The organism is Micromonospora coxensis (genome assembly GCF_900090295.1).
Lineage (GTDB): Bacteria > Actinomycetota > Actinomycetes > Mycobacteriales > Micromonosporaceae > Micromonospora > Micromonospora coxensis.
Genome location: NZ_LT607753.1, coordinates 858,981 through 870,438, shown reverse-complemented (window position 1 = coordinate 870,438; position 11,458 = coordinate 858,981). Strand labels below are relative to the sequence as shown.

Sequence of the window (11,458 nt, the reverse complement as noted above, 5' to 3'; positions counted from 1 at the left end):
GGCGGGGCGGGGCGTAGATTCCCCGGCATGCGTCTGCTGTTCGCCAGCCTCGCGTCGGTCGGGCACACGTACCCGCTGATCCCCCTCGCGACCGCGGCGCGCGATGCCGGGCACGAGGTGCACTTCGCCGCCGGTGAGGCGGTGCACGCCCCGCTGGCCGCGAACGGGCTGCGGCCCTTCCGGCCGGCGGACGCGTTCTACGACATCTACGCCGAGGACCTGGAGCCGGAACTGGCCCGGTTACGGCCCGACCTCGTGGTGCACGAGTGGGGACTGCCGGGGGCGGCCGTCGCCGCGCACCGGGCCGGGATCCCGAGCATCTGGCACGGATTCGGGCGGATGTTCCCGGCGGGCATCGGTCTGGAACCACCCGTGGCCGCCGGCGAGGTGCCACGACTCCCGCACCTCGACATCTGCCCGCCCTCCCTGCAGGACCGGCACTTCCTCGCCACCGAGGACCGCATCGGGCTGCGTCCGGTCCCGTACTCCGCGCCGGGCGCCCGCCCGACCAGGGCGCGAGGCGGCAGGCCGTTGGTCTACCTGACCCTCGGTACGGTCTTCGGGACCCCGGAGTTGCTCCGCACGATCGTCGAGGGCCTGGCGAGGCTGGACGCGGACGTGGTGGTCGCCGCCGGCCGGGTACCCCCCGAGCAGCTCGGCGACGTGCCGGACGACGTCTCCGTCCACGACTGGGTGCCACAGGCGGAGCTGTTGCCGTCCGTCGACGTGGTCGTGCACCACGGTGGCAGCGGCACCACCCTCGGCGCGCTCGTCGTCGGGGCGCCGCAGTTGGTCCTGCCCCAGGGCGCCGACCAGTTCGCCAACGCCGAGGCGGTCAGCGCCGCCGGGGCCGGACTGCGGCTCCTGCCCGAACAGGTGAGCGCGGACCTCGTCGCCGACCACGTCGCGCGGCTGCTGCCGCGGCACCCGGACGGGGGCCATCGGGACGCCGCCCGCGCGCTCGCCGAGGAGATCGCCCGGATGCCCTCCCCGGAGGAGGTGGCCCGCCGGCTTCCGGACCACCTCGACCGGCCGTGAGCCGGCCCGCCGTCGTCCGCCACCACGGCACCGTCCGCTCGCCCTGTCACGAGCTCCAGCCCTGCCACGGGGGGGCGAAGCGACGTCGGCAGGTCGCCGCGAGGGATGTGACCGGCGCCGCGTCCGGTGGATTTGACGATCAACTCGCCTGCCGCGTAACTTTCTCTCTGCCAGCGCGGAACGGACGAAACAGGGCGTAAGACCTGGGAAGGCCGGAGCGCGGAGCTGACATTCGGGCGGTGCCCCGGATCGGCCAGGGGGTCGATTTGGTGAGGCGGAGCCGACCGGGTAAGGTTCCACGTCGGCAGGGAAACGGACGGGTTCGTGGGTGACCGCGAGCGGCCGGCCTGCCGAGAATCCACGAGACGAGCGGTGAGAGCCGGTTGTTTTGTGGTGCCCGGAATTGTGGTGGAAGTGGTGTGGATCGCGACAGAGCGGTTTGACACGGCGGATATCACCGGGTAACGTAGTAAAAGTGCCCGGCGCGAGAGCGGCGGGCATGGTGAACGGAATGCCCCGGGTCGGGGCTCCACGGTTGTGGGGTTCTGGGCGGTGTGTGGTTGTTCTTTGAGAACTCAACAGGGTGCTTGATAAGCCAGTGCCAATTTGATTTATACCCCGTGCTGGTCAGGCTGTGGTCTGGCTGGTGGGGATTCCTTTGGCAACACTTTTGTTGTCAGGGTTTGCTGTTCGACAAGTTTTTGTTGGAGAGTTTGATCCTGGCTCAGGACGAACGCTGGCGGCGTGCTTAACACATGCAAGTCGAGCGGAAAGGCCCTTCGGGGTACTCGAGCGGCGAACGGGTGAGTAACACGTGAGCAACCTGCCCTAGGCTTTGGGATAACCCCGGGAAACCGGGGCTAATACCGAATATGACCTCCGATCGCATGGTTGGTGGTGGAAAGTTTTTCGGCCTGGGATGGGCTCGCGGCCTATCAGCTTGTTGGTGGGGTGATGGCCTACCAAGGCGACGACGGGTAGCCGGCCTGAGAGGGCGACCGGCCACACTGGGACTGAGACACGGCCCAGACTCCTACGGGAGGCAGCAGTGGGGAATATTGCACAATGGGCGGAAGCCTGATGCAGCGACGCCGCGTGAGGGATGACGGCCTTCGGGTTGTAAACCTCTTTCAGCAGGGACGAAGCGTAAGTGACGGTACCTGCAGAAGAAGCGCCGGCCAACTACGTGCCAGCAGCCGCGGTAAGACGTAGGGCGCGAGCGTTGTCCGGATTTATTGGGCGTAAAGAGCTCGTAGGCGGCTTGTCGCGTCGACCGTGAAAACTTGGGGCTCAACCCCAAGCCTGCGGTCGATACGGGCAGGCTAGAGTTCGGTAGGGGAGACTGGAATTCCTGGTGTAGCGGTGAAATGCGCAGATATCAGGAGGAACACCGGTGGCGAAGGCGGGTCTCTGGGCCGATACTGACGCTGAGGAGCGAAAGCGTGGGGAGCGAACAGGATTAGATACCCTGGTAGTCCACGCTGTAAACGTTGGGCGCTAGGTGTGGGGGGCCTCTCCGGTTCCCTGTGCCGCAGCTAACGCATTAAGCGCCCCGCCTGGGGAGTACGGCCGCAAGGCTAAAACTCAAAGGAATTGACGGGGGCCCGCACAAGCGGCGGAGCATGCGGATTAATTCGATGCAACGCGAAGAACCTTACCTGGGTTTGACATGGCCGCAAAACTCGCAGAGATGTGAGGTCCTTCGGGGGCGGTCACAGGTGGTGCATGGCTGTCGTCAGCTCGTGTCGTGAGATGTTGGGTTAAGTCCCGCAACGAGCGCAACCCTCGTTCGATGTTGCCAGCGCGTTATGGCGGGGACTCATCGAAGACTGCCGGGGTCAACTCGGAGGAAGGTGGGGATGACGTCAAGTCATCATGCCCCTTATGTCCAGGGCTTCACGCATGCTACAATGGCCGGTACAATGGGCTGCGATACCGTGAGGTGGAGCGAATCCCAAAAAGCCGGTCTCAGTTCGGATCGGGGTCTGCAACTCGACCCCGTGAAGTCGGAGTCGCTAGTAATCGCAGATCAGCAACGCTGCGGTGAATACGTTCCCGGGCCTTGTACACACCGCCCGTCACGTCACGAAAGTCGGCAACACCCGAAGCCGGTGGCCCAACCCCTTGTGGGAGGGAGCCGTCGAAGGTGGGGCTGGCGATTGGGACGAAGTCGTAACAAGGTAGCCGTACCGGAAGGTGCGGCTGGATCACCTCCTTTCTAAGGAGCACCATCCGTCGAAAGACGGTATGGAGCCCACGCCATCCGAACGTGATGGTGGGGTGCTCAATGGCGGAGACACTGGCCAGTTTTTCCTCGGCAACGGTCGGGGGCGCCTAGTACAGCCACTTCGGTGGTGGGAACGGTTGGCTCCTGATGCGGCTGGGAAGAGGCGCTAAGCACCCTGTTGGGTCCTGAAGGAACAACCCGAGGGTTGTCTTTCAGAACCATGACCCCACTGTGGTGGGGGACGGTTGCCAGGCATGACCTGGTGTGGCATACCGCCGGCGGTGGTCGGGTTTGGTGTCGCGCTGTGGGTTGTGGGTTGGTTGTTTGTTGAGAATTGCACAGTGGACGCGAGCATCTTTGTGGTCAAGTTGTCAAGGGCGAACGGTGGATGCCTTGGCACCAGGAGCCGATGAAGGACGTGGGAGGCCGCGATAGGCCTGGGGGAGCTGTCAACCAAGCTGTGATCCCAGGGTGTCCGAATGGGGAAACCCGGCACCAGTCATGTGGTGTCACCCGCACCTGAACACATAGGGTGTGTGGGGGGAACGCGGGGAAGTGAAACATCTCAGTACCCGTAGGAAGAGAAAACAAATTTAGTGATTCCGTGAGTAGTGGCGAGCGAAAGCGGATTGAGGCTAAACCGGCTGCGTGTGATACCTGTCAGGGGTTGCGTGGTCGGGGTTGTGGGACCCCGCTGAACAAGCTGACACTTGTTCGAGGAGTTATAAAGTCAGTGGCTAGCCGAACAGTCTGGAATGGCTGACCGTAGGCGGTGAGAGTCCGGTAGGTGAAAGTTGCTGACCTTCTGTGGGTGTTCCCGAGTAGCGGCGGACCCCTGAAATCTGCCGTGAATCTGCCAGGACCACCTGGTAAGCCTAAATACTTCCTGGTGACCGATAGCGGACGAGTACCGTGAGGGAATGGTGAAAAGTACCCCGGGAGGGGAGTGAAATAGTACCTGAAACCGTTCGCCTACAATCCGTCGGAGCCTTGCGGGGTGACGGCGTGCCTTTTGAAGAATGAGCCTGCGAGTTAGTGGCATGTGGCGAGGTTAACCCGTGTGGGGGAGCCGTAGCGAAAGCGAGTCTGAATAGGGCGATCGAGTCGCATGTCCTAGACCCGAAGCGGAGTGATCTAGCCATGGGCAGGCTGAAGCGCGGGTAAGACCGCGTGGAGGGCCGAACCCACCAACGTTGAAAAGTTGGGGGATGACCTGTGGTTAGGGGTGAAAGGCCAATCAAACTCCGTGATAGCTGGTTCTCCCCGAAATGCATTTAGGTGCAGCGTCGCGTGTTTCTTGCCGGAGGTAGAGCACTGGATGGTCTAGGGGGCCCACAAGCTTACCGAAATCAGCCAAACTCCGAATGCCGGTAAGTGAGAGCGCGGCAGTGAGACTGCGGGGGATAAGCTTCGTAGTCGAGAGGGAAACAGCCCAGATCACCAGCTAAGGCCCCTAAGCGTGTGCTAAGTGGAAAAGGATGTGGGGTCGCATAGACAACCAGGAGGTTGGCTTAGAAGCAGCCACCCTTTAAAGAGTGCGTAATAGCTCACTGGTCAAGTGGTTCCGCGCCGACAATGTAGCGGGGCTCAAGCACACCGCCGAAGCTGTGGCATTCACATTTCAACCTCGCTTGGACTTGATTCCTTGTGCAGGTGTGTGGATGGGTAGGGGAGCGTCGTGCCGGGGGTGAAGCAACGGGGTGACCTAGTTGTGGACGCGGCACGAGTGAGAATGCAGGCATGAGTAGCGAAAGAAGGGTGAGAAACCCTTCCGCCGGATGACCAAGGGTTCCAGGGCCAGGCTAATCCGCCCTGGGTGAGTCGGGACCTAAGGCGAGGCCGAGAGGCGTAGTCGATGGACAACGGGTTGATATTCCCGTACCCGCGAAAGAGCGACCCTGATGAACCTCGTTGTGCTAACCACCCGAACCAGCCGAGACCTTCGGGTCGAGGTTGGGGAGCGTGGGAACCTGGCGGGTAGTAGTCAAGCGATGGGGTGACGCAGGAAGGTAGCTGATCCCGGCCGGTGGTTGTGCCGGGGTAAGCGTGTAGGCCGCACCATAGGCAAATCCGTGGTGCATGGAGGCTGAGACGTGATGCCGAGCCGATTCAGGTGAAGTCAGTGATCCTATGCTGCCGAGAAAAGCCTCTAGCGAGTTCTGAGCGGCCCGTACCCCAAACCGACACAGGTGGTCAGGTAGAGAATACCGAGGCGATCGGGCGAACTGTGGTTAAGGAACTCGGCAAATTGCCCCCGTAACTTAGGGAGAAGGGGGGCCGGAGACGTGAAGCCCCGCGCGGGTGGAGCGTTGTATGGCCGCAGAGAGCAGGGGGAAGCGACTGTTTACTAAAAACACAGGTCCATGCGAAGAAGTAATTCGATGTATATGGACTGACGCCTGCCCGGTGCTGGAACGTTAAGGGGACCTGTTAGCTCTTCGGGGCGAAGCGGAGAACTTAAGCGCCAGTAAACGGCGGTGGTAACTATAACCATCCTAAGGTAGCGAAATTCCTTGTCGGGTAAGTTCCGACCTGCACGAATGGCGTAACGACTTCCCCACTGTCTCAACCACAGGCCCGGCGAAATTGCAGTACGAGTAAAGATGCTCGTTACGCGCGGCAGGACGGAAAGACCCCGGGACCTTTACTATAGCTTGACATTGGTATCCGAATTAGCTTGTGTAGGATAGGTGGGAGCCGGTGAAGTCCATACGCCAGTATGGGTGGAGGCAATCTTGAAATACCACTCTGGTTGATTTGGGTATCTAACTTCGGACCGTTATCCGGTTCAGGGACAGTGTCTGGTGGGTAGTTTAACTGGGGCGGTTGCCTCCTAAAGGGTAACGGAGGCGCCCAAAGGTTCCCTCAGCCTGGTTGGCAATCAGGTGTTGAGTGCAAGTACACAAGGGAGCTTGACTGTGAGACTGACAGGTCGAGCAGGGACGAAAGTCGGGACTAGTGATCCGGCACTTGCGAGTGGAAGCGGTGTCGCTCAACGGATAAAAGGTACCCCGGGGATAACAGGCTGATCTTCCCCAAGAGTCCATATCGACGGGATGGTTTGGCACCTCGATGTCGGCTCGTCGCATCCTGGGGCTGTAGCAGGTCCCAAGGGTTGGGCTGTTCGCCCATTAAAGCGGTACGCGAGCTGGGTTTAGAACGTCGTGAGACAGTTCGGTCCCTATCCGCCGTGCGCGTAGGATACTTGAGAAGGGCTGTCCCTAGTACGAGAGGACCGGGACGGACGAACCTCTGGTGTGCCAGTTGTCCCGCCAGGGGCACGGCTGGTTAGCTACGTTCGGAAGGGATAACCGCTGAAAGCATCTAAGCGGGAAGCTCGCTTCAAGATGAGGTATCCCACCACTCTTTGAGTGGGTAAGGCCCCCAGCTAGACGACTGGGTTGATAGGCCGGAAATGTAAGCCCGGTAACGGGTTCAGTTGACCGGTACTAATAGGCCGAGGACTTGACTACGAAGCTGCTACGCGTCCACTGTGCAACTCTGAACACGCAAACACCCACGGGTTGTTTTGACATGTTCATAGAGTTACGGCGGTCATGGCGGAGGGGAAACGCCCGGTAACATTCCGAACCCGGAAGCTAAGCCCTCCAGCGCCGATGGTACTGCACTCGGGAGGGTGTGGGAGAGTAGGACACCGCCGGACATCCATTCAGTTAGGGCCACCCCACACGGGGTGGCCCTAACTGCATTCCCAGATCTTTCGGCAGCCGGAATCGGCGGGTCAGGTCTCGTTCGGATCGAAGGCTCGGCGGTGAGCCGAGGTCGATCCGAGGTGATGGCGGCTCCGACCCTGGCCGAGGTATCGCGGGCGAACGGGGGCTCAGCGCATCCCTTGGCAGCCCGAGACCGGGTGCTGCGGTCGGCAGCCCGACCGGCGGGTGTGCGACTGCGGTGCGGTACGGCGGCGTGCGGAGCCGGGGACCGGACGGCGTGCGGAGCAGGCCGGCGCGGCGGAGGCGTACGCCATGGCGGCGGGCGCCGGTCAGCCGGGCAGGTCCACGGTGGGCAGTGGCAGACCGGGCAGCGACGGCAGCGCCGACGGGCCGGATGCCGTCGGCAGGGGAAGCCCGGGCAACGGCGGGACGATGCCACCCCCGGAGGACGGCGACGGCGCCGGCGAGGGTGAGGACGCTGCCGGTGGCTTCCCGGCAGTGGCACGGGGCGCCGGGGACGCGCCACCGCCGGGGACGCCGGCGGACGGGGCCTGCGGTGGGGACGACGGCACCGAGGGCGCGCACTGCGGCCACCCCGGGCACCCCGGGGCGGACAGTTCCCGCTGCACGGCGTCGATCTCGGCCCGCAGCCGGTCGGCCTCGGCGGGATCCCCGACCCGGACCAGGTCCCGGCGGGCCCGGTCGAGCAACTGCGCGGCATCGTCGAACCGTCCCGCCGCGATCGCCTCCCGCGCGCGGTCGATGGTGTCCTCGACGACGCGTACCTGCGCCCGCTCGGGGTGGAGGACCTTCGTCAGCGACCAGAGCGGGTGGGACGGTCCCGCCTCGCGGCTGCCGATCCCCAGCCCCGTCGTCAGCACCACGGCGGCGACCGCGGCGGCGGCCAGCCGCAGGACACGCCGCCGTACCGCTCGCTGCCGGACCGGTGCGGGCGCCGGGGGGACGCCCGGGGCCGCCGGCGGAAGGACGCCGGCGCCGAGCCGGTCCAGGAGAGGGTCGCCGTCCGGCGTGCGGGCAGCGTCCTCGTCGACACCCGCGCCGAGGTCGTCACGCCAGGCGGCCAGCATCACGCCGAGGTCGTCGCCGTCGGGCTGGTCCGTGCCCTGCCCGAGCGCGTCGAGCAGCAGATCGTCGTGGGTGACGGTGGCGAGGTCCAACTCCTCGCCGTCGCCGCGCCAGCGCTCGCTCATGCCGCCACCTCATCCAGTCCGCTGCCGGCAAGGGTACGGAGCCGGGCCAGGGCGCGGGACTGGGCCACCCGTACGGCCGCGGCCGACATGCCGAGGATCGTGCCCACCTCCTCGGCGGTGAGGCCGACCGCCACCCGCAGCGTGATGATCTCCCGCTGCACGTCGGGGAGACGGTGCAGCAGCGCCGAGAGCCGTCGGGCGAGGTCCGTCGCGACGGCCTGCTGCTCGGGTCCGGGAGCGCCGTCCGGGCGGTCCAGCGGGGTGTCGGTGACGTCGACGGCGGCGTCGCGTACGGCGGCCCGCTGCGCGTCGGCGACCTTGTTCGCCGCGACGGCGAAGACGAACGCGGTGAACGGCTTGCCCTGTTCGCGGTAGCGGGGCAGCGCCTTCAGCACCGCCAGGCAGACCTCCTGGGCGACGTCGTCGGCGGTGGTGTACGCGCCGCCCACCCGACCCAGCCGGGCCCGGCAGTAGCGCACCAACCGTGGCCGTACGTCGGTGAGCAGGGCAGCCATCGCCGCGCGGTCGCCGTCGGCGGCGCGACGGACGAGCTCTGGCTCGATCGCTGTGGTCATGGGGATCCGAGGCACCTTCGTTACCGGCAGGTCAACGGCACGTTATCGATAGGCCGGCCATTTGCATAGGTCACCCTGGGTGGTCACCCGGCGTCGGAAAGAAGTGTGTTGCGTTCCGGCGGGCTCCCGCGATGTCTCAGGTAGCGGCGAGGGGAGGGTGCATGGGCGTCGAGGTGGACGTACGAGGGCTGACCAAGTCCTTCGGGGGTCAGCCGGTCTGGTCCGACATCAGCCTGACCCTGCCGGCCGGTGAGATCTCCGTGCTGCTGGGCCCGTCCGGCACCGGCAAGTCGGTGTTCCTCAAGACGCTCGTCGGGCTGCTGCGGCCCGACTCCGGCTCCATCGTGATCGAGGGCAAGGACCTGCCCCGGCTCTCCGAGCGCGCCCTGTACGAGGTGCGCAAGCTGTTCGGCGTGCTGTTCCAGGACGGCGCGCTGTTCGGCTCGATGAACATCTACGACAACGTGGCGTTTCCGCTGCGCGAGCACACCCGCAAGTCGGAGTCGCAGATCCGGGACGTGGTCACCGAGAAGCTCGACATGGTCGGGCTGGTCGGCGCCGAGAAGAAGCTGCCGGGGGAGATCTCGGGTGGGATGCGCAAGCGGGCGGGACTGGCCCGGGCGTTGGTGCTCGATCCCCGCATCGTGCTGTTCGACGAGCCGGACTCCGGGCTGGACCCGGTGCGCACCGCGTACCTGAACCAGCTGATCATCGACCTGAACCAGCGCACCGGCGCGACGTTCCTGATCGTCACCCACGACATCAACACCGCGCGTACGGTGCCGGACAACATCGGGCTGATCTACCACGGGCACCTGGCGATGTTCGGGCCCCGGGAGATGTTGCTGTCGAGCACCGAGCCGGTGGTGCGGCAGTTCCTCAACGCCCAGCGGGTCGGCCCGATCGGGATGGCCGAGGAGAAGGACGCCGAGGAGTTGCAGGCCGAGGCGGACGCGGGCGCGCAGTTGCCGCCGCTGCCGCCGATCCCGCCGCAGCTGCCGCCGTCGGACGGTCGACCCCGGGCGGCGGAGCGGCCACCGGGGCAGTGGTGCCGGGAGCACGGGGTGACCCCGCCGCCCGGCTCCTTCGTCGGCCGGCCCGACGCAGCCTGGTCGGGCGGGTCGGGCCGCCACGCCGAGCACCGTGAGGACGCCGGATGAGCGCCCCCGTCGCGGTCCTCCGCGGCACCGGCGAGTTCTTCGCGTTCTGCCTGGACACCCTGCGTGGCCTGGGCCGTCGGCCGGTGCAGGTCCGGGAGTTCGTCCAGCAGGCGTGGTTCATCAGCTCGGTGTCGATCCTGCCCGCCGCGCTCGTGTCCATCCCGTTCGGCGCGGTCATCGCGTTGCAGCTCGGCTCGCTGGTCCGCCAGCTCGGCGCGCAGTCGTTCACCGGTGCCGCCTCGGTGCTCGCGGTGGTGCGGGAGGCCGGACCGATCGTCACCGCCCTGGTCATCGCGGGCGCGGGCGGGTCGGCGATCTGCGCGGACCTCGGCTCCCGCAAGATCCGCGAGGAGCTCGACGCGATGCAGGTGCTGGGCATCGATCCGATCCACCGTCTCGTGGTGCCCCGGGTGCTCGCCTCGATGCTGGTCGCCGTCCTGCTCAACGGGCTGGTCAGCGTGGTCGGGGTGAGTGGCGGCTACCTGTTCAACGTGGTCATGCAGGGCGGCACGCCCGGTGCGTACCTGGCCAGCTTCCAGGCCCTGGGCCAGTTGCCCGACCTGCTGGTGGGGGAGGTGAAGGCGCTGCTGTTCGGGGCCGCGGCCGCGCTGGTCGCCTCGTACAAGGGGATGACCGCGCGAGGTGGCCCGAAGGGGGTCGGTGACGCGGTCAACCAGAGCGTCGTGATCACCTTCATGCTGCTGTTCGCGCTGAACTTCCTCGTCACGGCCGTGTACTTCCAGGTCGTACCGCAGAAGGGAAGCTGACGTGGCGGTGTTGCGGCATCTCGACGACCTGGGCGGGCAGCTCGCCTTCTACCTGCGCGCGTTCGCGTGGACGCCGCGCACCGTACGCCGCTACAAGCGTGAGGTGGTGCGGCTGCTGGCCGAGGTGAGCTTCGGCTCCGGCGCGCTGGCCGTGCTCGGCGGCACCGTCGGCGTCATCTGCTTCCTCACCTTCTTCACCGGCACCGAGGTCGGGTTGCAGGGCTACCAGGCGCTCAACCAGATCGGCAGCAGCGCGTTCACCGGTTTCGTGTCGGCGTACTTCAACACCCGGGAAATCTCCCCGCTGGTGGCGGCGCTGGCGCTGTCGGCGACCGTCGGCTGCGGCTTCACCGCCCAGCTCGGCGCGATGCGGATCTCCGAGGAGGTCGACGCCCTGGAGGTGATGGGCGTGCCGTCGCTGCCGTTCCTGGTGACCACCCGCATGATCGCCGGCTTCGTCGCGGTGATCCCGCTCTACGTGGTCGGTCTGCTCTCCAGCTACCTGGCCACCCGCACCATCGCCGTCCACTACTTCGGACAGTCCGCCGGCACCTACGACTACTACTTCCACCTGTTCCTGCCGCCCGGCGACGTGCTCTGGTCCTTCGGCAAGGTGCTGGTGTTCAGCGTGATCGTGGTGCTGGTGCACTGCTACTACGGCTACACCGCCAAGGGTGGGCCGGCCGCTGTCGGCGTCGCGGTGGGCCGGGCCGTCCGGCTCGCCATCGTCGCGGTCAACATCGTCGACTTCTTCCTGTCGCTGGCCATCTGGGGCGCGACCACCACGGTCCGGATCGCGGGGTGAG

The 11,458-nt window shown here is 65.6% G+C and carries 6 protein-coding genes and 3 rRNA genes; 7 read left to right on the top strand and 2 right to left on the bottom strand.

Annotated elements, in window-relative coordinates; all coding sequences use genetic code 11:
• Positions 1-27 precede the first annotated feature (27 nt).
• The 4 genes from GA0070614_RS03835 (at position 28) to rrf (ending at position 6,929) form a co-directional block, all read left to right on the top strand.
• A complete protein-coding gene (locus GA0070614_RS03835) occupies positions 28-1,038 on the top strand; it encodes a glycosyltransferase (protein WP_088974668.1) in 1,011 nt (336 codons plus the stop codon).
• Between the two features lie 701 nt (positions 1,039-1,739).
• Positions 1,740-3,256 (top strand): 16S ribosomal RNA (locus tag GA0070614_RS03830).
• Positions 3,257-3,626: 370 nt separating this feature from the next.
• Positions 3,627-6,738: ribosomal RNA gene (locus tag GA0070614_RS03825) — 23S ribosomal RNA — on the top strand.
• A 74-nt stretch (positions 6,739-6,812) separates the two neighbouring features.
• Positions 6,813-6,929 (top strand): 5S ribosomal RNA (gene rrf / locus GA0070614_RS03820).
• Together the 16S, 23S and 5S rRNA genes form the textbook arrangement of a ribosomal RNA operon.
• Before the next feature lie 339 nt (positions 6,930-7,268).
• Here the strand turns inward: rrf and GA0070614_RS03815 are convergent.
• Positions 7,269-8,150, bottom strand: a complete 882-nt coding sequence (locus GA0070614_RS03815; RefSeq protein WP_088974667.1) for an anti-sigma-D factor RsdA — start codon at positions 8,148-8,150, stop codon at positions 7,269-7,271.
• Positions 8,147-8,725, bottom strand: a complete 579-nt coding sequence (gene shbA / locus GA0070614_RS03810; RefSeq protein ID WP_088974666.1) for an RNA polymerase sigma factor ShbA — start codon at positions 8,723-8,725, stop codon at positions 8,147-8,149. Before shbA ends, GA0070614_RS03815 begins: the two co-directional genes overlap by 4 nt.
• 161 nt (positions 8,726-8,886) lie before the next feature.
• Between shbA and GA0070614_RS03805 the strand changes: the two genes are divergently transcribed.
• The 3 genes from GA0070614_RS03805 to GA0070614_RS03795 are packed head-to-tail and all read left to right on the top strand — an operon-like array spanning position 8,887 to position 11,457.
• Positions 8,887-9,885 (top strand): ABC transporter ATP-binding protein, encoded by a 999-nt coding sequence (locus GA0070614_RS03805; protein ID WP_088974665.1) that lies wholly within the window; start codon positions 8,887-8,889, stop codon positions 9,883-9,885.
• Positions 9,882-10,652, top strand: coding sequence for an MlaE family ABC transporter permease (locus GA0070614_RS03800; RefSeq protein WP_088974664.1), 771 nt, complete (start codon positions 9,882-9,884; stop codon positions 10,650-10,652). Before GA0070614_RS03805 ends, GA0070614_RS03800 begins: the two co-directional genes overlap by 4 nt.
• Position 10,653: 1 nt before the next feature.
• Positions 10,654-11,457, top strand: coding sequence for an MlaE family ABC transporter permease (locus GA0070614_RS03795; protein WP_088974663.1), 804 nt, complete (start codon positions 10,654-10,656; stop codon positions 11,455-11,457).
• Position 11,458: the final 1 nt, after the last annotated feature.

Excerpts from the sequence above, each read along its gene's own strand:
- GA0070614_RS03805 (WP_088974665.1), top strand. The coding sequence starts at position 8,887 with ATGGGCGTCGAGGTGGACGTACGAGGGCTGACCAAGTCCTTCGGGGGT.
- shbA (WP_088974666.1), bottom strand. The coding sequence starts at position 8,725 with ATGACCACAGCGATCGAGCCAGAGCTCGTCCGTCGCGCCGCCGACGGC.
- GA0070614_RS03815 (WP_088974667.1), bottom strand. The coding sequence starts at position 8,150 with ATGAGCGAGCGCTGGCGCGGCGACGGCGAGGAGTTGGACCTCGCCACC.
- GA0070614_RS03835 (WP_088974668.1), top strand. The coding sequence starts at position 28 with ATGCGTCTGCTGTTCGCCAGCCTCGCGTCGGTCGGGCACACGTACCCG.
- GA0070614_RS03800 (WP_088974664.1), top strand. The coding sequence starts at position 9,882 with ATGAGCGCCCCCGTCGCGGTCCTCCGCGGCACCGGCGAGTTCTTCGCG.